General features: G+C 62.4%; 22 protein-coding genes. 16 read left to right on the top strand and 6 right to left on the bottom strand.

Annotated features, from left to right (window positions below; all coding sequences use genetic code 11):
• Positions 1-107 precede the first annotated feature (107 nt).
• Genes OU993_RS23280 through dprA form a run of 4 tightly spaced genes read left to right on the top strand, consistent with a single transcriptional unit; the run spans position 108 to position 4,143 of the window.
• Positions 108-1,064, top strand: a complete 957-nt coding sequence (locus OU993_RS23280; protein WP_268161302.1) for an aspartate carbamoyltransferase catalytic subunit — start codon at positions 108-110, stop codon at positions 1,062-1,064.
• The gene (locus tag OU993_RS23275) at positions 1,061-2,353 is read left to right on the top strand and encodes a dihydroorotase (protein WP_268161301.1); all 1,293 of its coding nucleotides are present in this window, start codon (positions 1,061-1,063) and stop codon (positions 2,351-2,353) included. Before OU993_RS23280 ends, OU993_RS23275 begins: the two co-directional genes overlap by 4 nt.
• Before the next feature lie 12 nt (positions 2,354-2,365).
• Positions 2,366-2,983 carry a glycerol-3-phosphate 1-O-acyltransferase PlsY gene (gene plsY, locus OU993_RS23270; protein WP_268161300.1) on the top strand — a complete coding sequence of 206 codons (618 nt, stop codon included), beginning with the start codon at positions 2,366-2,368 and terminating at the stop codon, positions 2,981-2,983.
• 8 nt (positions 2,984-2,991) lie between these two features.
• Positions 2,992-4,143 carry a DNA-processing protein DprA gene (gene dprA, locus OU993_RS23265; protein WP_268161299.1) on the top strand — a complete coding sequence of 384 codons (1,152 nt, stop codon included), beginning with the start codon at positions 2,992-2,994 and terminating at the stop codon, positions 4,141-4,143.
• Here the strand turns inward: dprA and OU993_RS23260 are convergent.
• Positions 4,117-4,329, bottom strand: coding sequence for a hypothetical protein (locus OU993_RS23260; protein ID WP_268162510.1), 213 nt, complete (start codon positions 4,327-4,329; stop codon positions 4,117-4,119). The genes dprA and OU993_RS23260 overlap by 27 nt on opposite strands.
• A 244-nt stretch (positions 4,330-4,573) precedes the next feature.
• Between OU993_RS23260 and topA the strand changes: the two genes are divergently transcribed.
• The 6 genes from topA (at position 4,574) to rpmG (ending at position 12,256) form a co-directional block, all read left to right on the top strand.
• Positions 4,574-7,246: a type I DNA topoisomerase gene (gene topA, locus OU993_RS23255; protein ID WP_268161298.1), complete on the top strand. Its 2,673-nt coding sequence runs from the start codon at positions 4,574-4,576 to the stop codon at positions 7,244-7,246.
• A 65-nt stretch (positions 7,247-7,311) separates the two neighbouring features.
• Complete coding sequence (gene rnr, locus OU993_RS23250; RefSeq protein WP_268162509.1) at positions 7,312-9,603, top strand: ribonuclease R; 2,292 nt, start codon at positions 7,312-7,314, stop codon at positions 9,601-9,603.
• Between the two features lie 10 nt (positions 9,604-9,613).
• Positions 9,614-10,081 (top strand): DUF983 domain-containing protein, encoded by a 468-nt coding sequence (locus OU993_RS23245; protein ID WP_268161297.1) that lies wholly within the window; start codon positions 9,614-9,616, stop codon positions 10,079-10,081.
• Between the two features lie 83 nt (positions 10,082-10,164).
• Positions 10,165-10,782, top strand: a complete 618-nt coding sequence (locus OU993_RS23240) for an NUDIX domain-containing protein (protein WP_268161296.1) — start codon at positions 10,165-10,167, stop codon at positions 10,780-10,782.
• A gap of 29 nt (positions 10,783-10,811) precedes the next feature.
• Complete coding sequence (locus OU993_RS23235) at positions 10,812-11,996, top strand: MFS transporter (protein WP_268161295.1); 1,185 nt, start codon at positions 10,812-10,814, stop codon at positions 11,994-11,996.
• A 92-nt stretch (positions 11,997-12,088) separates the two neighbouring features.
• Positions 12,089-12,256 (top strand): 50S ribosomal protein L33, encoded by a 168-nt coding sequence (gene rpmG, locus OU993_RS23230; RefSeq protein WP_046792751.1) that lies wholly within the window; start codon positions 12,089-12,091, stop codon positions 12,254-12,256.
• A gap of 693 nt (positions 12,257-12,949) precedes the next feature.
• Here rpmG and OU993_RS23225 read toward each other — a convergent pair.
• Together OU993_RS23225 and OU993_RS23220 are read right to left on the bottom strand one after the other, a co-directional pair.
• Entirely contained in the window at positions 12,950-14,317 is a 1,368-nt protein-coding gene (locus OU993_RS23225) for a PleD family two-component system response regulator (protein ID WP_268161294.1), read from the bottom strand.
• 16 nt (positions 14,318-14,333) lie between these two features.
• Entirely contained in the window at positions 14,334-14,705 is a 372-nt protein-coding gene (locus OU993_RS23220) for a response regulator (protein ID WP_165220271.1), read from the bottom strand.
• Positions 14,706-14,831: 126 nt separating this feature from the next.
• Between OU993_RS23220 and OU993_RS23215 the strand changes: the two genes are divergently transcribed.
• The 4 genes from OU993_RS23215 to OU993_RS23200 all read left to right on the top strand — a co-directional run bounded on the left by OU993_RS23215 (position 14,832) and on the right by OU993_RS23200 (position 18,536).
• Complete coding sequence (locus tag OU993_RS23215) at positions 14,832-15,140, top strand: DUF3572 domain-containing protein (RefSeq protein WP_268161293.1); 309 nt, start codon at positions 14,832-14,834, stop codon at positions 15,138-15,140.
• Positions 15,137-15,781, top strand: coding sequence for a hypothetical protein (locus tag OU993_RS23210; protein ID WP_268161291.1), 645 nt, complete (start codon positions 15,137-15,139; stop codon positions 15,779-15,781). The genes OU993_RS23215 and OU993_RS23210 overlap by 4 nt, the downstream gene beginning before the upstream one ends.
• A gap of 97 nt (positions 15,782-15,878) precedes the next feature.
• Positions 15,879-17,171, top strand: coding sequence for a DNA polymerase IV (locus tag OU993_RS23205; protein ID WP_268162508.1), 1,293 nt, complete (start codon positions 15,879-15,881; stop codon positions 17,169-17,171).
• Between the two features lie 111 nt (positions 17,172-17,282).
• Positions 17,283-18,536 carry a L,D-transpeptidase family protein gene (locus OU993_RS23200; RefSeq protein ID WP_268161290.1) on the top strand — a complete coding sequence of 418 codons (1,254 nt, stop codon included), beginning with the start codon at positions 17,283-17,285 and terminating at the stop codon, positions 18,534-18,536.
• Between the two features lie 28 nt (positions 18,537-18,564).
• Here the strand turns inward: OU993_RS23200 and dnaE are convergent, their stop codons facing one another.
• A complete protein-coding gene (gene dnaE, locus OU993_RS23195; protein WP_268162507.1) occupies positions 18,565-22,062 on the bottom strand; it encodes a DNA polymerase III subunit alpha in 3,498 nt (1,165 codons plus the stop codon).
• A 1,287-nt stretch (positions 22,063-23,349) separates the two neighbouring features.
• Between dnaE and OU993_RS23190 the strand changes: the two genes are divergently transcribed.
• Complete coding sequence (locus tag OU993_RS23190) at positions 23,350-24,144, top strand: class I SAM-dependent methyltransferase (RefSeq protein ID WP_268161289.1); 795 nt, start codon at positions 23,350-23,352, stop codon at positions 24,142-24,144.
• Between the two features lie 83 nt (positions 24,145-24,227).
• Entirely contained in the window at positions 24,228-24,836 is a 609-nt protein-coding gene (locus tag OU993_RS23185) for a DUF2026 family protein (RefSeq protein ID WP_268161288.1), read from the top strand.
• 127 nt (positions 24,837-24,963) lie between these two features.
• Here OU993_RS23185 and OU993_RS23180 read toward each other — a convergent pair whose 3' ends face one another.
• A complete protein-coding gene (locus OU993_RS23180) occupies positions 24,964-25,647 on the bottom strand; it encodes an ABC transporter ATP-binding protein (RefSeq protein WP_268161287.1) in 684 nt (227 codons plus the stop codon).
• Between the two features lie 15 nt (positions 25,648-25,662).
• Positions 25,663-26,851 (bottom strand): lipoprotein-releasing ABC transporter permease subunit (locus OU993_RS23175; protein ID WP_268161286.1); only part of this gene is annotated, 1,189 nt, incomplete at its 5' end.

The raw sequence follows: 26,851 nt of genomic DNA, 5'->3' as shown, positions 1-26,851 counted from the left end.
ATTGGCGGAAATTGCATGGGGATCTCGGATTCTCGTTGAAAGCATCCGCTTGCCCCTTGGCCTGCCTGTCTCTATAGACCGCGTGACACCAGCGGAGGACGTTTTACGTGGTCTTCTTCCCCCACCGCCATCTCCTCGGGATCAAGGGCCTGACCGAGCAGGACATTACATTCCTTCTCGACAGGGCCGACGAGGCGGTCAAGATCAGCCGGCAACGCGAAAAGAAAACATCAACGCTGCGCGGCCTGACACAGATCAATCTTTTCTTCGAAGCCTCCACCCGCACCCAATCCTCATTTGAGCTTGCGGGCAAGCGCCTTGGCGCCGACGTCATGAACATGTCCGTCGGGAACTCCTCGGTCAAGAAGGGCGAGACACTGATCGACACGGCCATGACGCTGAATGCCATGCGTCCGGACGTGCTGGTCATCCGCCACGCCAGTGCCGGGGCCGCAGCCCTCCTGTCGCAGAAGGTCGCCTGCTCGGTGGTCAATGCCGGCGACGGACAGCACGAACACCCGACGCAGGCATTGCTCGATGCGCTGACCATCCGCCGCGCCAAGGGCAAACTCTCGCGTATCATCGTGGCGATCTGCGGCGATGTCCTGCATTCGCGCGTCGCCCGCTCGAACATCCTGTTGCTCAACGCAATGGGCGCGCGGGTGCGCGTCGTGGCACCCGCAACGCTGCTTCCCTCCGGCATCGCCCAGATGGGCGTCGAGGTCTTCCACTCCATGGAAGAGGGTCTCAAGGATGCCGATGTTGTGATGATGCTGCGCCTGCAGCGCGAGCGCATGTCCGGCGCCTTCGTGCCTTCGGTGCGCGAATACTTCCACTTCTACGGCCTGGATGCCGAGAAGCTGAAGGCGGCCAAGGAAGACGCGCTCGTCATGCATCCGGGCCCGATGAACCGCGGCGTCGAAATTGCCTCGGAAGTCGCGGACGGACCGCAGAGCGTCATCGAAAGCCAGGTGGAAATGGGGGTCGCCGTGCGCATGGCGGTGCTGGAAACGTTGCTCGTCTCGCAGAACCAGGGCCCGCGCAGCGAAGGAGTGGGCGCATGATCAAGCCGCTTGTCCTGAAGAATGCCCGCATTCTCGATCCCTCCCGCACTCTCGATCAGATCGGCACGATCATGGTCGGCAGCGACGGAAAGATCCTTGCTGCCGGCGCGGATGCGCTGAACCAGGGCACGCCCGAGGGCGCCGAGGTGAAGGATTGCAGCGGTCTCGTCGCAACACCCGGCCTCGTCGATGCCCGTGTCTTCGTCGGCGAACCGGGGGCTGAACACCGCGAGACGATCGAATCGGCAAGCCGCGCGGCCGCCGCCGGCGGCGTCACCTCCTTCATCATGATGCCGGATACCGATCCGGTGCTCGACGACATCGCGCTCATCGAATTCGTCAAGAAGACGGCGCGCGACAAGGCGGTCGTCAACGTCTATCCGGCCGCAGCCCTCACCCGCGGTTTGCACGGCGAGGAGATGACCGAGATCGGCATGCTGAAGGCTGCCGGTGCGGTCGCCTTCACGCAGGGGCGCCATGCGCTTGCCGACACGCAGGTGCTGCGCCGCGCCATGACCTATGCCCGCGAGTTCGGCGCTGTCGTCTCGCTTGAGGCGCGCGATCCCTATCTTGCGGTCAACGGCGTGATGAACGAAGGCCTGTTTGCCAGCTGGCTCGGCCTGTCCGGTGCGCCGCGCGAAGCGGAACTCATCCCGCTGGAACGTGACCTGCGCATCGCGGCGCTGACTGGCGCGCATTACCATGCGGCGAAGATCTCGGTGCCGGAATCGGCCGAGGCGATCCGTGTTGCACGAGGCCGCGGCGCCAAGGCCACCTGCGGCATCTCGATCAACCACCTGTCGCTCAACGAAAACGACATCGGCGAATACCGCACCTTCTTCAAACTGTCGCCGCCGCTCAGAACCGAAGACGACCGGCAGGCCATGGTCGATGCGCTGGCCGATGGCACGATCGACATTATTGTCTCCTCGCATGATCCGCAGGATGTCGACACCAAACGCCTGCCCTTTGCCGATGCCGCCGATGGCGCGATCGGGCTGGAGACAATGCTGTCGGCAGCGCTTCGTCTGCATCATGCCGACCGCGTGCCGCTGATGCGGCTCATCCATGCGCTGTCGACACGACCGGCGGAAATCTTCGGCCTTGACGCCGGCACGCTGAAGCCGGGCGCCAAGGCGGATATCACGCTCATCGATCTCGATGAGCCCTGGCTGGTGTCGAAGGACATGATCCTGTCGCGCTCGAAGAACACACCCTTCGACGAGGCCCGCTTCAGCGGACGTGCCGTCGCGACCTATGTCGCCGGCCGCCTCGTTCATTCACTCTGAGGAGGAACCCGCATGGCTGATCTCTTCACCTGGTCCATCACCCTGCCGATCGCGCTTGCCGCTCTCGGCCTCGGTTATCTCTTGGGCTCGATCCCCTTCGGCCTGCTTCTGACCAAGGCGGCCGGTCTCGGCGACATCCGCTCGATCGGCTCCGGTAATATCGGCGCAACGAATGTGCTGCGCACCGGCAACAAGAAACTGGCCGCCGCAACGCTGTTCCTCGATGCCTTCAAGGCGACGGCGGCGGCCCTTCTTGCTCAGGCGCTCTGGGGACCGGAAGCCGGCATCCTTGGCGGTTTTGCCGCCTTCATGGGCCACCTCTTCCCGGTCTGGCTCGGTTTCAAGGGCGGCAAGGGCGTTGCCACCTATATCGGCACCCTGCTCGGCGTGGCACCCGCCATGGTTCTGGTCTTCGCCTTTGTCTGGCTGACGGTCGCCAAGCTCAGCAAGTATTCGTCGCTGTCCGCACTGGTTGCAACACTTGTCATTCCGGTTGCATTGTGGATAGTAGGCGAGCCGAAGGTTGCGCTCATCATGGCTGTCATGACCGTGATTTCCTACTGGAAGCACAAGGGCAACATCGAGCGGCTGATCAACGGCACCGAAGGCAAGATCGGCCAGAAGGGGTAGTCTCCGCTGTGGCAACCGACGGCGCACGACGAAAGGGAATTGCGCTGTCGGATAAGCAGAGGATCGCCTGGCTCCGGCTGATCCGCAGCGACAATGTCGGCCCCTCCACCTTTCGCGATCTCATCAACCATTTCGGATCGGCAGAGACGGCCCTTGCGGCGCTGCCGGACCTGTCCCGACGCGGCGGCGCCGCGCGCTCCATCCGCATAGCAACCATTGCGGAGGCGGAACGGGAACTGGAAGAGGCTGCCCGCCTCGGCGCCCGGCTGATCGGCATCGGCGAACCCGAATACCCGCCAGCGCTGAGACAAATCGATGGCGCACCGCCGCTGCTTGCCATGATGGGCGATTTTTCCGTTGCCCCCCGTCCCTCGGTCGGCATCGTCGGCTCGCGCAATGCCTCGATCAGTGGCTCGAAGTTCGCGGCGATGATTGCCCGCGATTGCGGGCGTGCCGGCTATACGGTCACCTCCGGTCTGGCGCGTGGCATCGATACGGCCGCCCATCGCGCCAGCCTCGAGACCGGCACGATCGCGGTGCTTGCGGGCGGCATCGACCAGCCCTACCCGCCTGAAAACCTCGGCCTCCTCAACGAGATTACCCAGGGCTGCGGGCTCGCGGTCAGTGAAATGCCGTTCGGCTGGGAACCCCGCGCACGCGATTTTCCAAGACGCAACCGGCTGATTGCCGGCATTTCGCTTGGCGTGGTCGTGGTGGAAGCAGCCGATCGTTCCGGCTCGCTGATCACCGCCCGCATGGCCACGGATTTCGGCCGGCTGGTCTTTGCCGTTCCGGGTTCGCCGCTCGATCCCCGCTGCCATGGCACGAACGGGCTTCTGAAACAGGGCGCGATTGTCACGACCGGGTCCTCCGATGTGCTGGAGGCCCTTGCCCCTCTCACCAATCTCGATCTCTTAGACCCGCCGACCGTCGACGAGCCGGAGGACCCCGGAGAGGGTGTTCCCCTGCAACCGCCCGACGACAGCGACCGCGCCCGGATCGTTGATGCGCTCGGCCCGACACCGGTCGATGTGGACGACATCATCCGCCATACGGAGCTGCCGGCCGCCGTCGTCTATCTCGTTCTGCTGGAACTCGATCTTGCCGGGCGGCTGCACCGTCACCCCGGCGGCCTAGTGTCGCTCGCGATGCTGATCTGAGCCACCATTCGGCCCGTTCTGCAGTTCACCGGCCTCGATATAGGCCATTTCGATCAGGTAGCAGAGCATCTGTGCCCTTTCCTGGTACGCCACCTGACGCAGTTGCCCGAGCATCTGGCGAATAAAGGCGAGGTTTGCACCCGGCCCCTCTCCACCAGAGCGATTGGCACCGTCGCGATCCGTCATAGCCATCCCGCCCCCCAACAACCACAGATACATTTAAACGAGCATCACCAACCCTTGCACGCAAACTGGCATAGATTATCTTTGATTGCAACTAACGACACTTCCTCTTTTGGTTGCATATGGTGGTGATGGCAAAAATGGGGGCAGCCTCTTGACCGCAGACAAAAGGCCATCCATGTCGAGAGGTCAGATTTGAGGTGGCGCATTCCTGCCTGCCGCCCTTCGCACGCCCTAGAGAGCCATTATGAATGTTGTCGTCGTAGAATCTCCGGCCAAGGCCAAGACCATCAACAAGTATCTTGGGCCGGGCTACAAGGTTCTCGCATCCTTCGGACACGTCCGTGATCTTCCCGCCAAGGACGGCTCGGTGCTTCCCGACCAGGATTTCGAAATGTCCTGGGAAGTGGACGGCGCCTCGGCGAAACGCATGAAGGACATTGCGGACGCCGTCAAAGGCTCCGATGGCCTGTTCCTCGCAACCGACCCGGATCGCGAAGGAGAAGCGATTTCCTGGCACGTGCTTGATCTTTTGAAAAAGAAGCGGGTGATCGGCGGCAAGCCGGTCAAGCGCGTCGTCTTCAACGCCATCACCAAGAAGGCGGTGCTGGATGCCATGGCAAACCCGCGCGACATCGATATCGCTCTGGTCGATGCCTATCTCGCCCGCCGCGCGCTGGACTATCTCGTCGGCTTCAACCTGTCGCCAGTTCTGTGGCGCAAGCTGCCCGGCGCCCGCTCCGCCGGTCGTGTCCAGTCGGTCGCCCTCAGGCTCGTCTGCGACCGTGAGTCGGAGATCGAACGTTTCGTTCCGGAAGAATACTGGAACATTTCAGCCCTGCTGAAGACACCGCGCGGCGACGAATTCGAAGCCAAGCTCGTCTCGGCCGATGGCAAGCGGTTGCAGGCGCGTGGCGTCAAGAACGGCGAGGATGCCGGTCGCCTGAAGGCGCTGCTCGACGGCGCGGCCTACAGCGTCGATACGGTCGAAGCAAAGCCGGTCAAGCGCAATCCCGGCCCGCCCTTCACCACCTCGACCCTTCAGCAGGCCGCCTCCTCCAATCTCGGTTTCTCAGCGTCGCGCACCATGCAGGTGGCGCAGAAACTTTACGAAGGTGTCGACATCGGCGGCGAGACCGTCGGTCTCATCACCTATATGCGTACCGACGGCGTTCAGATGGCACCAGAAGCGATCGATGCGGCACGCCGCGCCATCGGCGACCAGTTCGGCGAACGTTATCTGCCGGAAAAGGCCCGCTTCTATTCCACCAAGGCCAAGAACGCCCAGGAAGCGCACGAAGCCATTCGACCGACCGACTTCAACCGCTCGCCGGACAAGGTGCGCCGTTTCCTCGAAGGCGATCAGCTGCGCCTGTACGAACTCATCTGGAAACGGGGCATTGCCAGCCAGATGGCCTCAGCCGAAATGGAGCGCACGACCGTCGAGATCGCGGCCGTCAATGGTGCAGATCGTGCCGGTCTGCGCGCCGTCGGCTCTGTCGTCCGCTTCGACGGTTTTCTGGCAGCCTATGTGGACAAGCGCGAGGACGGCGAAGCCGGCGAGGACGATGAGGACGGCCGCCTGCCGGAAATCAATGCGCGTGAGACACTCGCCAAGAACAAGGTCAATTCCAGCCAGCATTTCACCGAGCCGCCGCCGCGTTATTCGGAAGCCTCGCTGATCAAGAAGATGGAAGAGCTCGGCATCGGCCGCCCCTCCACCTATGCCGCAACGCTGAAGACGCTGAGCGACCGCGAATACATCGTGATCGACAAACGCAAGCTGATCCCGCATTCCAAGGGCCGGCTGGTCACAGCCTTCCTCGAAAACTTCTTCACGAAGTATGTCGAGTATGACTTCACCGCCGACCTGGAAGAAAAACTCGACCGGATTTCAGCCGGTGAACTCAACTGGAAACAGGTCCTGCGCGATTTCTGGCAGGACTTCTTTGCCCAGATCGAGGACACAAAGGAACTGCGTGTCACCAACGTGCTGGATGCTCTGAACGAGGCTTTGGCCCCGCTCGTCTTCCCCAAGCGCGAAGATGGCTCGGACCCGCGCATCTGCCAGGTTTGCGGCAGCGGCAACCTGTCGCTGAAGCTCGGCAAATACGGCGCCTTCGTCGGCTGCTCCAACTATCCGGAGTGCAACTACACACGCCAGCTGACGGCCGATGGCGCGGAAGCCGAAGCCTCGACGCTGAATGAACCGAAGGCGCTCGGCACCGATCCGATGACGGGCGAGGAACTGACGCTGCGCTCGGGTCGTTTCGGACCCTATATCCAGCGCGGCGACGGCAAGGATGCCAAACGTGCCTCCCTGCCGCGCGGCTGGAAGCCGGAAATGATCGACCACGAAAAGGCGCTGGCCCTGATCAGCCTGCCGCGCGATGTCGGTCAACACCCGGAAACCGGCAAGATGATTTCTGCCGGCATCGGGCGTTACGGGCCCTTCCTGCTGCATGACGGCACCTATGCGAACCTCGAAAGCGTTGAGGACGTCTTTACCGTCGGCCTCAACCGGGCCGTCACGGTTCTGGCGGAAAAGCAGAGTAAGGGTGGCGGACGTGGCCGCACCGCAGTCGCGGCGCTGAAGGAACTGGGTGACCATCCGCAGGGCGGTGCAATGACCGTACGCGAAGGCCGCTACGGGCCCTATATCAACTGGGGCAAGGTCAATGCCACGCTGCCGAAGGGCAAGGACCCGCAAAGCGTGACGGTCGAGGAAGCGCTGGCGCTGATTGCCGAAAAGGCCGGCAAGACACCTGCCGCCAAGGCGAAGGCGACCAAGGCGGCCAAATCGCCGGCCAAAGCAAAGGCCGCGGATGGCGCCGCCGCGCCGGCTAAAAAGACTGCCGCAAAGACGAAGACCGCCGCCAAACCGAAGGCGGCCAGCAAGACAAAGAAGACTGGAACGTGACCAAGAGACCGCGCGAAGCAAAGCCCACCCCACCGCTCAGCCGTAAGGCTGCCCTTCGCGCGGAACTGGCCGCTTCCGGTGATCCGTCGGTCATCGTGCAGGGCGTGGTACCGCCGCGCGAGGTGCTGCTCGCATTCATCGCCGACAATCCGGATCGCGCCACCAAACGCGAGATCGCCAAGGCTTTCGGCCTGAAGGGCGACACCCGTGTCGAACTCAAGGATCTGCTGCGCGATCTGGAGGACGAAGGTCTGCTGCAGAAGAGCCGCAAGGCGCTGACGCGGCCGGGCGCACTGCCGCCGATGACGGTTCTCGACATCACCACCCGCGACAAGGACGGCGATCTGATCGGCCGTCCCGCCGAATGGATGGAGGACCAGGGCGTGGCGCCGGCGGTGCTGATCCGCCAGTCCTCCGACAACCGCAGCAAGTCAAAAGCGCCGGCGGCCGGGCTCGGCGACCGGGTTCTGGCGAAAATCTTTCCGAACAAGGACCGGTCCGGCCCCGCCTATACCGCCCGCGTCGTCAAGGTCATCGACAAACACCGCAATGCCGCACTCGGTGTCATCCGCATGATGCCGGAGGGCGGCGCGCGGCTTCTGCCGATCGACCGGCGTGGCGAGGAAATGCAGATCGCCGCCGCCGATCTCGGCGAGGCGAAGGACGGCGACCTGATCGAGGCGGACGTGCTGCGCGGCAATCGGTTTGGCCTGACGCGCGCCAAGGTCCTCTCCGTTGTCGGCTCGGTCGCCTCGGAAAAGGCGATCTCGATGATCGCCATCTATTCGCACGGCATTCCGCATATCTTTCCGAAATCGGTGATGGACGAGGCGGAAGACGCCAAGCCCGCCAGCATGGTGAAGCGCGAGGACTGGCGCGACCTGCCGCTCGTCACCATCGACCCGGCGGACGCCAAGGACCATGACGATGCCGTCTATGCCGAACCGGACCCCTCGCCCGACAATGAAGGCGGCGTGATCGTCACCGTCGCGATTGCCGACGTCTCCTATTATGTCCGCACCGGCTCTCAGCTCGACCGCGAGGCGCTGAAGCGCGGCAATTCCGTCTATTTCCCCGACCGCGTCGTGCCGATGCTGCCGGAGCGGATCTCCAACAACCTCTGCTCGCTGCGCGAGGGCGAGGACCGGCCGGCGCTTGCCGTGCGCATGGTCTTCTCGAGAGAGGGCCGCAAGGCGAGCCACACCTTCCACCGCATCATGATGAAGAGTGCTGCAAAACTCTCCTATCAGCAGGCGCAGGCCGCAATCGACGGCAAACCCGACGACAAGACCGGCCCGCTGCTCGAACCCATCCTGAAGCCGCTGTGGAACGCCTACGCCATCATGAAGCGTGGCCGCGACCGACGCCAGCCGCTCGAACTCGACATGCCGGAGCGCAAGATCCTGCTCAAAGCCGACGGTACCGTCGACAAGGTGATCATCCCCGAACGCCTCGACGCCCACAAGCTGATCGAGGAAATGATGATCCAGGCGAATGTGGCGGCGGCCGAAACGCTGGAGAAGAAACGCCAGCCGCTGGTCTACCGTGTCCATGACGCACCGACGCTTGCCAAGCAGGAGGTGTTGCGCGAGTTCCTGGCAACGCTCGGCATCTCGATGGCCAAGGGCGGACAGATGCGTTCCAACTCGTTCAACGGAATCCTTGCCAAGGCCGAAGACACGCCGCATCAGGTGATGGTCAACGAGATGGTGCTGCGCAGCCAGAGCCAGGCGGTCTACAGCCCGGAGAACATCGGCCATTTCGGCCTCAACCTGATGAAATACGCGCATTTCACCTCGCCGATCCGCCGTTATGCCGACCTCATCGTGCACCGCGCGCTCGTCGGTTCGCTGGGGCTTGGCGAAGGCGGGATCACGCCGGAGGAAGAAGGCCAGCTCGACGATATCGCCGCCGAAATCTCGACCTTCGAACGACGCGCCATGGCCGCCGAACGCGACACGATCAACCGGCTGATCGCCCATCACCTGGCCGAACGGGTGGGCCAGGAGTTCAAGGGCCGGGTGTCCGGTGTGACCAAGGCAGGACTTTTTGTCACGCTGCCCACCTATGGCGCCGACGGGTTCGTGCCCATATCTACGCTTGGCAACGACTATTTCCATTATGACGAAAGCCGCCAGGCACTGATCGGCGAAAAAACCGGTCTCGGTTATCAACTTGGTGACGCAGTCGATGTCAAACTGGCCGAAGCCATACCGCTGGCCGGAGCGCTCCGCTTCGAAATGCTGAGCGAGGGGCAGAAAATGGGAACGGCAACACGGTCCTTCCACAAGTCGGGCCGCAGGGGCCGGCAGGCGCCGCGCAAACCGGGTACACGGCCACCGCGTCGCGGACGCTAGGAGGAATGAGATGACGGTCTCTGGCAATCATGCCCATGACCACACACAACCGATCCGCTACGGCGGATCGGAACGTCCCGAACGCCCGCTTGGACAAGCGATCCTGCGCGGCCTGAAATGCACCTGCCCGAACTGCGGCAGCGGGCGTCTGTTCAAGAGCTTCCTGAAGCCCGTCGATCGCTGTGCGGCCTGCGGCGAGGAGATGTTCCATCACCGCGCCGACGATCTGCCGCCCTATCTCGTCATCTTCATCATCGGCCATGTCACGGTCGGCGGCTTCATGATGACGGACATGGTCTGGCAGCTGTCGATGTGGACACATCTCGCCATCTGGGTGCCGATCACCATCCTGACGGCGCTTTTATCCATGCAGCCGATCAAGGGCGGTGTCATCGGCCTGCAATGGGCGCTGCGCATGCACGGCTTCGGCAATGAGGACGAGAGTTTCGATCCCGGTCGCGGTGGCCCGCTCGAATGACCTCCGCGGATCGTTTGCTCCCTGCCGAGGCGCGCGCGCGGCCCGGTTCTCCGCTTCGGCTGAGACCCAAGGCATCCGCCTCGTTGATTCTCATCGATCGCAGCCACCCCTCGCCGCATGTTCTGGTCGGCCGGCGCGGCAGCGGCCACGCCTTCATGCCGGACCTTTACGTTTTCCCCGGCGGTCGCCGTGACCAGCGCGACCATGCCCTGCCCTTCGCGCAGGATCTCAATCCGACCGTGATGGATTTGCTTCTGCGCCGCTGTCCGCCTTCGATGGGCGCAAGCGGGGCACGGGCCCTGGCGCTCGCCGCACTCCGAGAACTGTACGAGGAGACCGGCCTGCTCCTGGGTGCGGCCTCCCTCTCCGAAACACCGTATCGCCCCGACCTCTCCAGCCTGCGCTTCGTTGCGCGCGCCGTCACGCCGCCGGGTGCCGTTCGCCGTTTCGACAACCGCTTCTTCGCCACTTTCGTCGATGAAGCTTCCATCGACCTTCAAAGCCTGCGCGAAAGCGACGAATTGTCGGATTTCCGCTGGCTGGATCTTGCAGCGCTCGATTCGGTGCGTCTGCCGGAAATCGTTGCGGTCGTTGCGCGGGATCTGAAGATTTCGCTTGAGTCTGATCCGTCTTTGCCGTTTGGAAGCGATGTTTACACATACTCCAATCGCAACGGTCAGTTTCTGCGCAGTCGGCTGTAGACATGGATTTGCACTCGAAGGATCCCACGATGTCCGAACGGACGGACGGTGACACTGGCCACCGGGAAGATATCCATTGGCCATCGCTGATCGCCGCGATCTCCGCCATCAGCGCCGTCGGGATTGCGATTGGCCTTGGGCTGCCGCTGCTCAGTATCATCCTGGAAAAGCGGGGCATCTCTTCCACGCTGATCGGGCTGAACTCGGCCATGGCCGGGGTTGCCGCGATGATCGCCGCGCCGATCACCACCCGGCTCGCCCATGATTTCGGCGTGGCCCGCACCATGCTCTGGGCGGTCGTCATCTCCGCTATCAGCGCGCTCGGCTTCTATTATGCCGAAGCCTTCTGGATGTGGTTTCCGCTGCGGGTCGCCTTCCATGGCGCCACGACGACGCTGTTCATCCTGTCGGAATTCTGGATCAATGCCGCAGCGCCACCCAAACGCCGTGGGCTGGTGCTCGGCATCTATGCAACCGTCCTTGCCGTCGGCTTTGCGATGGGGCCGCTGATCTTTTCCGCCATCGGCAGCGAGGGCATCCTGCCCTTCCTGATCGGCGCAGCTGCGATCATGCTGGCCTTTGTGCCGATCTATATCGCCCGCGACGAAAGCCCGGTGCTCGACGAAAAACCGCAGAAACACTTTCTGCGTTATGTCTACCTCGTGCCGACGGCGACCGCCGCCGTCTTCGTCTTCGGCGCGGTGGAAGCCGGCGGGCTTTCGCTGTTTCCGGTCTATGCCAACCGTTCCGGCCTCAACGAATCGCATGCCGCCCTGCTGCTGACGGTGATGGGCATCGGCAACATGGTGTTCCAGATCCCCTTCGGCATGATCTCCGACAAGCTGAAGGATCGGCGCCCCATGCTCTTCCTGATGGCGCTGGCGGGGCTGGCAGGGGCACTGGCGCTGCCTTTCCTCATCGAGCACTGGTGGCTGATGGCCGGCCTTCTCCTCGTCTGGGGTGGCTGTGTGTCCGGCCTGTACACGGTCGGCCTTGCCCATCTCGGTTCGCGACTCACCGGCTCGGACCTTGCAGCCGCCAATGCCGCCTTCGTCTTCTGTTATGCGGTGGGTACCGTTGCCGGTCCGCAGGCGATCGGCGCTGCCATCGACATCACCGGAAACAACGGCTTTGCCTATGCGCTTGCCGGCTTCTTTGCCCTTTATGTGCTGATATCCATAGGCCGGCTGCTTTTCGGACGAGAACGGGCTTGACTTTTCGGGCGCGATTTGTAGTTTCGCGCCAGATTTCGCCGTGGACAGCTCAGGCGTCCGCGGCTTGATTTTTATTTAGAGGCAGGAAGACCATGGCGAAAGCTACGACCATCAAGATCAAGCTGCTGTCGACGGCCGATACCGGTTTCTTCTACGTCACGACGAAGAACAGCCGTACGATGACGGACAAGATGACGAAGACCAAGTACGACCCGATCGTCAAGAAGCACGTCGAGTTCAAGGAAACCAAGATCAAGTAAAATTGATCAGCGTTCCAGTTAAAGGCGCGGTACTCTCAGGTACCGCGCCTTTTTTTGTTTCTCTTGCACGACAACGCCAAGCCGCTTGGCTCGAATCGACACAGGAGGCCAATCGGGTTCGCGGCGCAGAACGCGGGACTGTCGAGCATGCTGCAGTGCATTGTATGTCGGGAAAAAAGCCGGGAAATCGCCGTTCAGGACGGGATTTGGGGGCCGGTCGGCATGCAAGGCGGCACGAGGAACCGCGGATATGCATACCGACCGACCGACCCCACGACCCAGGAGATGCGGCGGACCTGAGCATCATGGGGTATCTCATGTTCCGAACGGAACAGGTTCGCTGTCGCTAAACTTGCGTAAAAGCTTTCAGAAATCAACCTATTCTTAACCGCAAGCCCAGAACTCGTGCGCCATGGTTAAAATTCGCGCAGTCTCAACTGTGCAAAGGTGAGCATTATTCAGTATTTGCATGCCGTTAGGGAAGTCACCTCTCCCCAACGAGGCATCCGTCAGAGCGTCGGCAGTTCGGTTGCATGCGCAGTAAAGTGCGAATCGGCAGATCAGTCGCCCGGTCATCTGATGGCAGGTGCCCAGCAGATCGTTCGCGGCACTATAACTTCTGCTGGATGACACCGCGGTGACCATTTGGCCGTTTTTACTTCGCGAAGCGCACGGACTGCTCGGGACGCGACATCACGCCGCAGCGGCGACGACGCGGTTCCTGCCGCTGTTTTTGGCTTCGTAAAGCGCCTTGTCCGCCTTCTTCAACAGTTGCTCGGGCGTTTCGACACCGGGCACATTGGTGGCGATCCCCAGCGAAGCGGTGACGGTCAGATCGAGATCCGTGCCCGGCAAGGAAAACGGCGTCCGCTCGATGATATCGCGCAGGCGCTCGGCGATCGTTGCCGCCGCGGCCGCATCGGTGTCGGGCATCACCACGACAAATTCCTCGCCCCCATACCGGCAGGCAAGATCGGCGCCCCGCACGGTCGAGCGGATACGCCGGGCGAACTCCTTCAGCACCTCGTCGCCGGCATCGTGCCCATAGGTATCGTTGACCTGCTTGAACCGGTCGATATCCGTGATGCAGACCGACAGGGCGCGGCCCCTGGCCGCCGCGCGGTTGAACAGCACCTTCAGATGATTGTCGAGATAACGCCGGTTGTTGAGGCCCGTCAGGCCGTCAGTTACCGCCAGTTCGATCGTCTGGCGCACGCTCGAGCGCAGCCGGTCATTGTAGCGCTTGCGTTTGATCTGGGTCAGCGTCCGCGCCACGAGTTCGTTCGGGTCGAGCGGCCGGACGATGTAATCATTGACGCCAAGATCGAGCGCACGGACGATGGTATCCTCATCGCCCAGTTCGGTGGCCAGCAGCAGCGGCAGGAAACGCGTACGTTCCAGCTGACGCAATTGCGCGCACAGCCGTAGCGGATCGTAGTGTTCACTGCTGCCGTTGATGATGACGAGGTCGAACGGGTTCTCTGCCGCCTCGAAAACCGCCGCCTGCGGATCGGACATCGCGGTCACTTCGGCGACCGGCTTCAGGGCCTTGATGATGCGCTCCTGTGAACTGGCGCGTCCATCGATCAGAAGCACCTGCCCCGGCGCCTCCAGGTTGTCCATGCGCAGGTAATCCTCAAATCCGATCTGCCGCGCCGTCTCGGAGCGGATGCGCAACTCGTCGCTCAATGTCTTCAGCCGGACCAGGCTTTTTACCCGCGACACGAGCTGCAGATCGTTCACCGGCTTGGTGAGGAAATCGTCGGCGCCAGCTTTGAGGCCGCGCACGCGGTCTGCCGGCTGATCGAGTGCGGTGACCATGACCACCGGGATATGGGCGGTCTTCGGATCGGCCTTCAGTTTCTCGCAGACCTCGAAACCATCCATGCCCGGCATCATGATGTCGAGCAGGATGATGTCGACATTGGTATTGGCGACGATGTCCAGCGCCTTGTACCCGTCGTCGGCCGTCAGAACGTCGAAATATTCTGCCAGAAGCCGTGCCTCCAGCAGCTTGACGTTCGCCGGGATGTCATCGACGACGAGGATCCGTGCTGTCATCGCTCACAGCCCCCGCTCATGCGTCGCCCAGATAGGTCTTGATGGTCTCGATGAACTTCGGCACCGAGATGGGCTTCGAGACATAAGCCTCGCAACCGCCCTGGCGGATCCGCTCCTCGTCCCCCTTCATGGCAAAGGCGGTGACGGCAACGACGGGAATGACATGCAGCTCGTCGTCTTCTTTCAGCCACTTTGTGACTTCAAGACCGGAGACCTCAGGCAGCTGGATATCCATCAGGATGAGATCCGGGCGGTGCTTGCGCGCCAGATCAAGCGCTTCCATTCCGTTGCGCGTCTGGATGGTCGTGTATCCGGAGGCTTCTATCAGATCGCGGAAGAGCTTCATGTTGAGCTCGTTATCTTCGACAATCATGACCCTCTTGGGCATCGGCACATCCTTAAATCCTGCCTTGTCGGCAACCTAGCAGTATATAAGGTTGCGAGAGGCCGATTCCATCATCAGCTGTCGCGACACTAGAGCCATTTGGTTGAGGAAAAGGAAATTTATCAACGCATGCATCCCGACCCCCGAAAATCGCAGGTCCTTCCGGCACCGGATGAAACCGCGGCAGCGATCCTGCAATGGCTGGCTGGCGAACCCGACATGCTGGGGCGTTTCCTCGCGCTCTCCGGCGTACAGCCGACGCAAATGCGCAGTGCGGTGAGCGATCCGGGTTTTCTGGCCGGCATGGTGGATTTCATCATGGCGCACGAACCGACGCTGATGACCTTCTGCGAGGCGAGCCAGTGGAAACCCGAGGCGGTGGTGCGCGCCTGGCATCACTATTCCGGCCCTGGCCTCGATTCCGGACAGATCGAATGAGCGAGATCGTCGACCTTGCGCATGTGCGCCTGACCGACCGGCCGCTTGTCGTCTGCGATGTCGATGACGTGGTTCTCGAGTTCGTGATGCCCTTCCAGCGGTTTCTCGAAAGCCTGGGACACCGGCTCGAACCGCGCTCCTATCGGCTGCACGGCAACATCATCTCCACCATCGACCAGCGGCCACTGGCGGACGCACTGGTGACCCAGCTGATCCTCGATTTCTTCGAGGCGCAGGAGGATTGGCAGACGCCGTTTGGTGATGCCGTCAAAAGTCTCAAGACGCTTGGCGACGATGCCGATGTGGTGTTTCTCACCGCCATGCCGCCGCGTTATACCGAGATGCGCCGGCGCCTGCTCGACCGTCTGGACCTCACCTTCCCGCTGCTGGCGACCGAAAGCCCGAAAGGGCCCGTCGTCCGGCAGATGCACGGCCGGCGCAGCCTTCCCCTCGCCTTCATCGACGACATGGCGCACAACCATGTGTCCGTTGCCGAAAGCGTGCCGGAATGCCTGCTCGTTCATCTGATGCCGCAATCGGATATCCACAAACATGCCCCGAAACCCGGCCCGCATGTGGTGCAGGTCACTGATTGGCAGGCGGCCGAACGCGAGGTGCAACGGCATTTTGCCGGCGCCTGACATCAGGTCTTCGCCGCTGACGTTCATCGCAAACAGGTGCTTGTAACGGTCGCGGTGCGGACTTATGGTGGCGTTCGTTCAACCTTTGTTCCGTGCCATGCCGCCGCTTGCCGCTTACGATCCGGGCTTCTGCCGTGACTGCCTGACCGGCCAACCGGAAGGCAGGCGCCGTTGCCGCAGTTGCGGCAGTCCGCGGCTTCTCTACCACCGGGAACTCTACGACCTGTCGATCGCCCATATCGACTGCGATGCCTTTTATGCCTCGGTGGAAAAACGCGACAATCCGGAACTTGCCGACAAACCGGTGATCATCGGCGGCGGCAAACGCGGCGTGGTCTCGACCGCCTGTTACATCGCCCGCATCAGCGGCGTGCGCTCCGCCATGCCGATGTTCAAGGCGCTGGAGGCATGTCCGGACGCCGTCGTCATCCGGCCCAACATGGAAAAATACGTCGCCGTCGGCCGGCAGGTCCGCACGCTGTTCCAGGAGTTGACACCGCTCGTCCAGCCGCTCTCCATCGACGAGGCCTTTCTCGATCTTTCCGGCACCGAACGGCTGCATCACGATCCGCCGGCCCGCATCCTGGCCAAACTGGTGCGGCGGGTGGAAAACGAGATCGGCATCACACTGTCGGTCGGCCTTTCCTACTGCAAATTCCTGGCCAAGGTCGCCTCCGACCTGCAGAAACCGCGCGGCTTTTCCGTGATCGGCCGCGAGGAGGCCTTGGCCTTTCTTGCGCCGCGCCCCGTCACGACGATCTGGGGGGTGGGCAAGGCCTTTGCCGCGACGCTGCAGGCGGACGGCGTCCGCACCATCGGGCAGCTGCAGGGGATGGATGAGGGCGACCTGATGCGCCGTTACGGCACCATGGGACAGCGCCTCTACCGCCTGTCGCGCGGCATCGACGACCGCAGCGTACATCCGAACGATCCGGCCAAAAGCGTGTCCGCCGAAACCACCTTTTTCGACGATATTTCCCGCCATGAGGATCTCGTGCCGATCCTGCGGGCGTTGTCAGAGAAGGTTTCGCACCGGCTGAAGAAACAGGCGATTGCCGGCCACACCGTCGTTCTGAAATTGAAGACGGCCGACTTCAAGAGCCGGACCCGCAATCGCCGGCTGGAAGACCCGACGCAGCTCGCCGACCGCATTTTCCGCACCGGTTTGAGCCTGCTGGACAAGGAAACCGACGGCACGAAATTCCGCCTGATCGGCATCGGGGTGACGGATCTTTGCGATCCCGACCGTGCCGATCCGCCGGACCTTGTCGATCCGCAGGCGGCCCGCCGGGCGGCCGCCGAAGCAGCCATGGACCGGCTGCGCGACAAGTTCGGCAAGGCGGCGGTGGAAACCGGTTTCACCTTCGGCACCCTGAAGAAACCAAGCTGAACAGGCATCACGTTTTCGCGAGGTTTAACCGGCTCCCGGCATACCTAAGCCTTCTTTAAACTTCCTCTCATATTCTCCCGCATCTGGTACTGCGTTAAGGGTTCATGTGTCATGTTGAAGCGTGCGGCGATCATCTTCGCTCTGGTGTCGAGTTGCGCGACGACGGTCGCCGCCGCGGACAATGCACGGACTCTGCAGATCATCGTTTCGAAGGACAGCCAGTCATTGGCCGTCTATGACGGCGGCACGGTCATCGCGACCTCGAAGGTTTCGACCGGCAAGGAAGGTCACGACACGCCGACCGGCATCTTTTCCGTTCTCGAAAAGCGCAAGTATCACGAATCGAACCTCTATTCGAACGCGCCCATGCCCTGGATGCAGCGGTTGACCTGGTCCGGCATCGCGCTGCATGAATCAAACAGCGTGCCGAACTATCCCGCCTCGCACGGCTGCGTGCGCCTGCCCGCCGCCTTTGCCAAATCGCTCTACCAGATGACGACGCGCGGTGTGCATGTGATCATCAGCGATGCCGCCGTTTCGCCTCAGCCGATCACCCATGCCGCCCTGTTTGCCCCGCCGGCCGAACGCCCTGCCGGCAATGTGCTCTCCGATGCATCGCTGCGGCCCTCCTCAGCCGATCAGGCCGTGCGCCAGGTGGAAGTGGCGATGAACATGCCGGCCTCGCCGGTCTCGTTGCCCCTGCCGAAGGAGGCGGCCTCTGCCGCCGATGAACCGGCGCCGTTGCGCATCCTGATTACCCGCCGCAGCGAGCGCGAGACGATTGCCGATGTGCAGGCGATGCTGACCGAACTCGGTTTCGATGCGGGGACGGTGGACGGCATCCTCGGTTCGGCCACGCGCAGCGCGATCGATGCCTACAAACGCTGGAAGGGTTTTGCGACGAAAGGCCCCGTATTGACCGCCGAGGTGCTTTCGGCGCTGTATGCCTCCAGTGGACGCGCCGAACCGCCGACCGGCCAGCTGCTGGTCCGCCAGGGCTTTCAGGAGGTGCTGTCCGAGCCGATCGTCCTTGCAGACCCCAATGTTGCGCTCGGCACGCATTTCCTCTCCGTGACGGCGATCAATCGCGACAAAGGCACGGCGGAATGGCAGGGGCTGAGCCTCGCAAACCACCTGCCCGAAGCCACACGCAAGCGGCTCGGCATCACCTCCGATGCCGTCGAAGGGCCGGATGCGCTGAAAGCGGTGCTCGACCGCATTCATGTGCCGGAGGATCTTCGTCAGCGCATCGGCGCGATGATCTCGACCGGCACATCGCTGACCATCTCCGACACCGGCGTCGGCCCGGAGACGACCAAGGGCACGGATTTCATCACCGTGACCCACCGCCCGCCGCGCGGCTGACGTTTTCGCACGGCGCTGGCGACGGGTCTCAGACCAGTTCCACGTCGAGAACGCCCGGCGCGGCGCGCAGCGCGGCGGCAATTTCCGGCGAGATGCGGTATTTCTCCGTCAGTTCCACCTCGATCTCGCGTTTGCCGTCATCCTTGATGACGACGAAGGAGACAAGGCCATCGCCTCTCGCATTGAGGTGGCGTGCCACGGTGCGCAAGGGTCCGGAATCGCGCACATAAACGCGCAACGCCTTCTGCATCTGCACCGACTTTTCCTCCAGCGACTGCACCGTCTGGATGCGCAACCCGATACCTTCCGGCCGTTCGTCCGCCTGCACGGTGATGACCAGCGACTTGCCGGGTTCGAGCAGGTCGCGGTACTGGTTCAGCGCCTCGGAAAACAGGATCGCCTCGAACTGGCCTGTGGCGTCGGAAAAGGTGACGATGCCCATCTTGTTGCCGGTGCGGGTCTTGCGCTCCTGTTTCGACGTCACCGTGCCCGCAAGACGGCCGGCGCTGGCGCCCGCCTTCACCGCGGCGGAGAATTCCGCGTAGTTCTGCACGCGCATCTTGGCCAGCACATCCTTGTAGGTATCGAGCGGATGGGCGGAGAGATAGAAACCGAGCACCTGGTATTCACGCATCAGTTTTTCCGACGCGGTCCAGGGATCGAAGGCCGGCAGGATCAGCTTTTCCGGGCCGGCCGCCGATGAGGAGCCGAACATGTCATGCTGGCCGCTCGTCTTGCCTTCGGCGGCGCGCTGCGCATAACCGATGATGCGGTCGAGGCCGGTCACCATCTCGGCGCGGTCCTTGCCGAAACAATCGAAGGCGCCGGCATAGATCAGGCTTTCCAGCACACGGCGGTTCACCTGTTTCGGGTCAATCCGCAGGCAGAAATCCTCGATGCTGGCAAAGGGCGTATCGCCACGCACGGCAACGATATGTTCGACGGCGGATTCGCCGACACCCTTGATGGCGGCCAGCGAATAGAAGATGCAGTTTTCACCGGTCTCGAACTTGCGGAACGAGGTCTGGATCGACGGCGGCACGACCTTGATGCCGAGACGGGCGGCATCCTGCCGGAAATCGTTCAGCTTCTCGGTATTGGCCATATCATAGGTCATCGACGCGGCGAGGAACTCGACCGGGTAATGCGCCTTCATATAGGCCGTCTGGTAGGAGACGATGGCGTAAGCTGCCGCATGGCTTTTGTTGAAGCCGTAATTGGCGAATTTGGCGAGCAGATCAAAGATCAGGTCGGCCTGGGCCTTCGACACGCCGTTCTTGATCGCGCCATCGACGAAACGGGCCCGCTGCTTGTCCATCTCCTCCTTGATCTTCTTACCCATGGCGCGGCGCAGGAGATCGGCTTCGCCAAGCGAATAACCGGACAGGACCTGCGCGATCTGCATGACCTGTTCCTGGTAGACGATGACGCCCTGGGTTTCCTTCAGCAGGTAATCGATCGTCGGATGGATCGATTCGATCTCCTCCTCGCCATGTTTGCGGGCATTGTAGACCGGGATGTTTTCCATCGGGCCCGGACGATAGAGGGCAACGAGGGCGATGATGTCCTCAATGCAGTCCGGCTTCATGCCGAGCAGCGCCTTGCGCATGCCAACACTTTCCACCTGGAACACGCCGATCGTTTCGCCGCGCGACAGCATTTCGTAGGTCTTGGTGTCATCCAGCGGGATCGTCGCCAGATCCACATGGATGCCGCGTTTGGCGACAAAATCCACCGCCGTCTTCAAGACCGTCAGCGTCTTCAGGCCGAGAAAGTCGAACTTGACCAGGCCCGCCTGTTCCACCCATTTCATGTTGAACTGGGTGACCGGCATGTCGGAGCGCGGATCGCGGTACATCGGTACCAGCTTCGACAGCGGCCGGTCGCCGATCACGATGCCGGCGGCATGTGTCGAGGCGTGGCGGTAAAGCCCCTCGATCTTCTGGGCGATATCGAGCAGGCGTGCGACGACGGGCTCGCGCTCGGCCTCCTCCTGCAGTTTCGGCTCCTCCTCGATCGCCTTCGAGAGCGGCGTCGGATTGGCCGGGTTGTTCGGCACCAGCTTGCAGATCTTGTCGACCTGGCCATAAGGCATTTCCAGCACACGACCGACATCGCGCAGCGCCGCACGCGCCTGCAGCGAACCGAAGGTGATGATCTGCGCCACCTGCTCGCGGCCGTATTTCTGCTGCACGTAACGGATCACCTCTTCGCGGCGGTCCTGGCAGAAGTCGATGTCGAAGTCGGGCATCGAGACACGTTCCGGGTTGAGGAAGCGTTCGAACAGCAGGGAGAACCGCAAGGGATCGACATCGGTGATGGTCAGCGCATAGGCGACCAACGAGCCAGCCCCCGAACCGCGGCCCGGACCGACCGGAATATCCTGCGTTTTCGCCCATTTGATGAAGTCGGAAACGATCAGGAAGTAACCCGGAAACTTCATGCGTTCGATGACCGAAAGCTCGAAATCCAGCCGCTCGCGGTAATCCTGTTCGGTATAACCCGCCGCCATACCGAGTGCTGCCAGACGCTGTTCCAGGCCTTCGACCGACTGGCGGCGCAATTCCGCCGACTCGGCGCGTTCGGCCTCCTCCGCATCATCCGTCGCCCCGGTGAAACGCGGCAGGATCGGCTTGCGCGTCTTGAGCACGAAGGAGCAGCGGCGTGCGATCTCGACCGTATTCTCCAAGGCTTCCGGCAGATCGGCGAACAGCTTTGCCATGTCCGCCCGGCTCTTGAGATAATGATCCGGCGTCAGACGGAAGCGGGTGTCGTCGGAGACGATGGCATTGTGGGCCACCGCCATCAGGGCGTCATGGGCGTCGTATTCCCCCTTGGAGGGAAAAAACGCCTCGTTCGTCGCCACCAGCGGCAGGTCGTGCTCATAAGCGAGCTCGATCAGACGGCGTTCGTGGCGGCGGTCATAGTTGCCGTGGCGCTGCAGTTCGACATAGAGCCGGTCGCCAAAGACGGCCTTCAGTCGCAGGAGACGCTGGAGCGCCTGGGCATGGTGGCCTTCCTTCAGCAGCGGATCGATCGGACCCGAGGCAAAACCAGTCAGCGCGATGATGCCGTCCGCACCACCCTCCTCCAGCCAGGACATGGCGATGTGCACCGACTGGTGAGAGCCCTCACCGCCGAGATAGGCGCGGCTGACGAGATCGACGAGCCGCTCATAACCCACAGCGTTGGCCGCCAGCAGCACGAGCGAGGGCAGTTTGACGAAACCGGCATTGCCGCCGCGCTTCTCGTCACCCTGATCCTGCATATCGATCGACATCTGGCAGCCGATGATCGGCTGAATGCCGTCATCCACCGCCTTCTGCGAAAACTCGAGCGCGACAAAAAGGTTGTTGGTATCGGTAATGGCGATCGCCGGCTGGCCGTCGGCGGTGGCCTTGCCGAGGATCTTCTTCAGCGGCAGCGCGCCTTCGAGCAGAGAATAGGCCGAATGCACGCGCAGATGCACGAATTGCGGGCTCTGTTCCGCCCGTCCCGCGCCGTCCGTTACCGTGCCGTCGATCATCTCTGCCATGCTGCCTGTGCCTTCTTACGAGTCTGAAGGCGCATTGTCCGGCAGTGGGACCGTGAAGTCCAGCCGAAGCGTGACCGGCGGGACGCAAAGCTGTGAAGTGTGCCAGCGACGAGCTGGCCAGGGGGCCGGCCAGGGGAACCGGCGCCAAGCGTCACATGGCGAGCATCAAAACGCTGATGCTGGCAACGAAGGTCATGATGGAGGCGAAAGCGGCAACATCGCGAAGAATTTCGGTCATCTGCATTCTCCTTTTCCGTTATGTTTTTATTTTGTTCCATTCCTGTTCTCGCGTCAAGAAAAAGAACGAAAGCGGAACGATTTTGTTGAACGAAGGGTAAACAGAAGAACCTTTGCCCGCTTTCCACAGGGCACGGTGTCGCCCTCACGCGACCTGTCGGCCCGTGGTTTGATCCTTGTTTCTCTCCACATCCCCCTTCGGAGATGGCATCGGCCGGGGCGCTGAAAGCTGCCTCGTAAGCAAATAATAATGTGGCACCTCTCAGCGCCCCGTTCGGCATTTTTATCCGCCGGTCGATCCCTCTGACTGGATGGATGGGCGGGAGACGTTGCCATCACCGTTCCCGGCGTCATTCCTGATCGGACGACGCGGGCGGACAACGGGCGATGCGACCCCCGACCTCCATCCCCTTGTGTGCCCCATAAGGCACGTCCGGCGCGCAACGCTGGGAACTCTGGAGACACTGCGCTGACGTCCGACGCGCATTGCCTCCACCCGGTCGCCGGAGGGGGATCCTGTTGACGGACTCAGGTCATGAGGCTTTGCGTCTTGTCCTCATGACCCGAACCGGCCCCGCATCGCCGGCACGCCTGCCGGTGTATCCGCTGCGGGACGGGGGGATTGTAGGCATGGGGGATGAGGGTGGGGAAATTGCGCGGGCGATTTTTTTGACGTGGCGCTTGTGGTTGACCCGAGGATTTGCGGAAAGATGTTTTGCAACAGCGGGTTGACGATCCGATGGCGACGGCGTGCCGGCACGATACCCCCCTCTGTCCTGCCGGACATCTCCCCCTCAAGGGGGGAGATCGGCAGAGTGTTTGGCCGCTCGGTCTATGGAGAGGTCGGAGCGGTTTCTTCGATGGCGACGGTCATGGGGCGGGAAAGCGGCGCCGCGATGCGATCTCCCCCTTGAGGGGGGAGATGCCTGGCAGGGCAGAGCGGGGTGGGACGGCACGCCAGACATCGATCCACCCACCAGCTTTCCGGCGCGCGCCCATGGTGTTATCCCTCCCGCCACCAAACGTACCGGAGCGAAACCCATGACGACCTTCTCCGAACACGATGTCGCCGATCATTGGGACACCAACGCCGAACAGTGGGCCAAGGATGTGCGGGCGGGCTTCGATGCCTACCGCGATGTTTTCACCTTCCCCGCCTTCGCTCAATTCCTGCCGGATCTTGCGGGATTGCGGGTGGCGGATTTCGGCTGCGGCGAAGGGACGAATACACGACGGCTCGCCGCACTCGGGGCAAAGATCACCGGGATCGATCTGTCGGAGAAAATGCTGGCCTTTGCCAGACGCGACGAGGAGGCACACCCGCTCGGCATACGCTATCATCAGGCCTCGTTCAGCGGCCATTGCGGCCTGCCGGACCAGTCCTTCGATGCGGTAATTTCCACCATGGCGCTGATGGACGGGCCGGATTTTGCCGGCGCCATGCGCGAAGCCTTTCGGCTTCTGGTTCCGGGCGGCTTTCTGGCCTTCAGTGTGCTGCATCCCTGTTTCATCACACCCGGCCTGCGCTGGGTGAAAAACGAGGCGGGAGAGACGGTGGCACTCGGCGCTGCCGGCTATTTTGAGACAGGACATTTTGTCGAACACTGGACGTTCGGCGACAACCCGGACAAGGCGGATGTGCTACCCTTCTCCGTGCCGCGTTTTCCCCGCACGCTGAGCGATTATCTAAACCCCGTCCTTGCCGCCGGTTTTCAGATCCGCCGGATCGAGGAACCCCAGCCGAGTGCCGAGGTCTGCGCCGCCTTTCCGCGGTTCCGACGCTGGCGGGACCTTGCCGCCTTCGTGCTGCTGGTGCATGCACAAAAGCTGGCCTGACACGCACATTCCGGCTCCAGCGTTTACATCCGCCCTCACCTCGCCTACTGGAACGCGACACTCCAGACGGGTAAGGCAGAACCATGCTGATCAAGCAGAGCGACTATCACCGGATCTACAAGGTCATCAACAGCCTGCTTCTGGCGCAGAATGCCGATCCGGCCACCGCCACGATGTATTTTGCGAGCTTCGGCGCTTTTATCCTGAAGCAGCATTTCAAGCTGCAGGCGGTGCCGAAGGGTGGGCTGGCCGCCTATCATCTCGATGGCACGCGGGTTCTGTTTGCCGATCACCGGGAGGACGGGTCCGTGTCCGGCGCGGGCGAAAACTTCCACTGCTGGGTGGAGGCGGAGGGCTTTGCGCTCGATTTCATGGCTCCGGCCTTTGCCGATGCGATCACGACCGCACCCGTGGCCTCGCGCATGTTCCAGAAGCCGCTCTCGGCGATGGCGGGCTCGATCAACGATCTCTCCTCGTCCGGCGACTTCTTTTACCGGTCGGAGCCGGAGGCGATGGCCCGGCGCTTTGCCGACTGGAAGGCGCACGGCATGATCGGCGATCTCGCCGCGATCGCCAGCCAGTGGTTCCGCCCCTCGCCGAAGAAGATGCAGGCAGCACTCAGCGTCAGCGACCAGAGCGGGGCGAAGCGCAGCATTGCGCTGACCGGGCATGCGCTGGTGGGGAGCTGGTAGGCGGCAGTCTGAGGCGATCGGAAAGAGGTGTGAGGCGCCCCCTCATCCGTCCTTCGGGCACCGACCGGGGTCGCGCCACGCGTCTCGACCTGTCCTTCGGCCCCTCAAGGGGAGAAGGGAAGATACCTCAGAAATCCCGGATCTTGCCGCCCTCGATCGTCACGCGCCGGTCCATCCGGGCGGCGAGATCGTGGTTGTGGGTGGCAATCAGCGCGGCAAGGCCGGACTGGCGCACCAAAGCTTCCAGCGCATCGAAGACATAGGACGCGGTTTCGGGATCGAGATTGCCGGTCGGTTCGTCGGCGAGAAGCAGGAGCGGCGCATTGGCGACCGCGCGCGCGATCGCGACACGCTGCTGCTCGCCGCCTGAAAGCTCCGCGGGGCGGTGATCGGCACGGTGGCCGATGCGCATGTAATCGAGCAGCTGGGAGGCCCGTTCGGCGGCTTCCTTTTTCGGCAGGCCGGCGATCAGCTGCGGCATCATGATGTTTTCGAGCGCGGTGAATTCCGGCAGCAGGTGGTGGAACTGGTAGACAAAACCGATATCCCCACGGCGGATCGCGGTCCGCCGTTCGTCCGGCAGATTGCCGCAGGCCTCGCCATTGATGAAGATCTCGCCGGAATCGGGATGTTCGAGGAGGCCCGCCAAATGCAGAAGCGTCGACTTACCGGTGCCGGAGGGGGCGACCAGCGCGACGATCTCGCCGGAATGCAGTTCGAAATCGGCAGCCTTCAGGATCGACAGCACGGTATCACCCTGGCCGTAGTGACGGTCGATACCGGTGAGCTTCAGGACGGTTTTACGGGGCATGAGCGGATCGCGATCCTATTCGTAACGCAGCGCCTGCACCGGATCGAGCCTTGAGGCCCGCCAGGCAGGAAAGATGGTGGCGATAAACGACAGCGTGAGCGCCATCACAACAACGGAGACGGTTTCACTGACGCTCATTTCCGCCGGAAGCTGGCTGAGGAAATAGAGCTCCGGATCAAACAGCACCGTGCCCGAGACCCAGGAGAAGAACTGGCGGATCGACTCGATGTTAAGACAGACGATGACACCGAGCAGAACCCCGGCAATCGTGCCGACGATGCCGATGGCGGCCCCCGTCATGAAGAAGATACGCATGATGGCGCGCGACGAGGCGCCCATGGTGCGCAGGATCGCGATATCGCTGCCCTTGTCCTTCACCAGCATGATGAGGCCGGAAATGATGTTGAGCGCGGCGACGAGCACGATCAGCGTCAGGATCATGAACATCACGTTGCGCTCCACCTGAAGGGCGGAGAAGAAGGTCTGGTTGCGCTGGCGCCAGTCGCTGATGAAGATCTGGCGGCCGGCCGCCTCTTCCACCTTCGGGCGCAGCGCATCGATGTCGTCGGGATTGGTGACGAAGAGCTCGATCGACTGCACGATGCCATCGGCGTTGAAATAGGCCTGCGCTTCGGCAAGCGGCATGTAGATGATCGAGGCGTCATATTCCGACATGCCGATCTCAAAAATGCCGGAGACCTGGTAGGATTTCACCCGTGGCGTGGTGCCCATCGGGGTCACGTCGCCTTCCGGCGACACGAGCGTGATGCGGTCGCCGGCCCCTATGCCGAGCGAGGCGGCAAGCCTGGAGCCGACCAGCACGCCATCGCCGGTGGCAAAACCGGTGAGATCACCCGAACGGATATTGCCGGAGACTTCCTTCAACTTTTCCAGGTCTTCGGTGCGGATGCCGCGCACCAAAGCGCCGGAGCCAGCGCCCTGTTTGCCCGACGCGAGCGTCTGGCCTTCGACCAAAGGCAGGGCCATGGTGACACCCGGCACGGCGGCAAATTTCTGGGCAAGCTGTGCATAATCGGTGAGCGGTTGATCGACCGGCTGAATGATCATATGGCCGTTGATGCCGAGGATACGCGAGATGAGTTCGGTGCGAAAACCGTTCATCACCGCCATGACGATGATGAGCGTGGCAACCCCCAGCATGATGCCGACAAAAGAGAAACCGGCGATGACCGAGATGAAGGTC

Origin of the sequence: Rhizobium sp. SL86 (genome assembly GCF_026672545.1) — a bacterium.
Classification (GTDB): Bacteria; Pseudomonadota; Alphaproteobacteria; order Rhizobiales; family Rhizobiaceae; genus Neorhizobium.
Note: the sequence above shows the minus strand (reverse complement) of the source record. Positions and strands in the feature narration are given on the sequence as shown.

Bases quoted from the DNA above. Each gene is read 5' to 3' on its own strand.
- rpmG (WP_046792751.1), top strand. From the start codon at position 12,089: ATGGCGAAAGCTACGACCATCAAGATCAAGCTGCTGTCGACGGCCGAT.
- OU993_RS23180 (WP_268161287.1), bottom strand. From the start codon at position 25,647: ATGCCCCGTAAAACCGTCCTGAAGCTCACCGGTATCGACCGTCACTAC.
- OU993_RS23220 (WP_165220271.1), bottom strand. From the start codon at position 14,705: ATGCCCAAGAGGGTCATGATTGTCGAAGATAACGAGCTCAACATGAAG.
- OU993_RS23205 (WP_268162508.1), top strand. From the start codon at position 15,879: ATGCCGCCGCTTGCCGCTTACGATCCGGGCTTCTGCCGTGACTGCCTG.
- plsY (WP_268161300.1), top strand. From the start codon at position 2,366: ATGGCTGATCTCTTCACCTGGTCCATCACCCTGCCGATCGCGCTTGCC.
- OU993_RS23275 (WP_268161301.1), top strand. From the start codon at position 1,061: ATGATCAAGCCGCTTGTCCTGAAGAATGCCCGCATTCTCGATCCCTCC.
- OU993_RS23225 (WP_268161294.1), bottom strand. From the start codon at position 14,317: ATGACAGCACGGATCCTCGTCGTCGATGACATCCCGGCGAACGTCAAG.
- OU993_RS23200 (WP_268161290.1), top strand. From the start codon at position 17,283: ATGTTGAAGCGTGCGGCGATCATCTTCGCTCTGGTGTCGAGTTGCGCG.
- OU993_RS23215 (WP_268161293.1), top strand. From the start codon at position 14,832: ATGCATCCCGACCCCCGAAAATCGCAGGTCCTTCCGGCACCGGATGAA.
- OU993_RS23185 (WP_268161288.1), top strand. From the start codon at position 24,228: ATGCTGATCAAGCAGAGCGACTATCACCGGATCTACAAGGTCATCAAC.
- OU993_RS23235 (WP_268161295.1), top strand. From the start codon at position 10,812: ATGTCCGAACGGACGGACGGTGACACTGGCCACCGGGAAGATATCCAT.
- OU993_RS23260 (WP_268162510.1), bottom strand. From the start codon at position 4,329: ATGACGGATCGCGACGGTGCCAATCGCTCTGGTGGAGAGGGGCCGGGT.
- dnaE (WP_268162507.1), bottom strand. From the start codon at position 22,062: ATGATCGACGGCACGGTAACGGACGGCGCGGGACGGGCGGAACAGAGC.
- OU993_RS23245 (WP_268161297.1), top strand. From the start codon at position 9,614: ATGACGGTCTCTGGCAATCATGCCCATGACCACACACAACCGATCCGC.
- topA (WP_268161298.1), top strand. From the start codon at position 4,574: ATGAATGTTGTCGTCGTAGAATCTCCGGCCAAGGCCAAGACCATCAAC.
- OU993_RS23210 (WP_268161291.1), top strand. From the start codon at position 15,137: ATGAGCGAGATCGTCGACCTTGCGCATGTGCGCCTGACCGACCGGCCG.
- OU993_RS23190 (WP_268161289.1), top strand. From the start codon at position 23,350: ATGACGACCTTCTCCGAACACGATGTCGCCGATCATTGGGACACCAAC.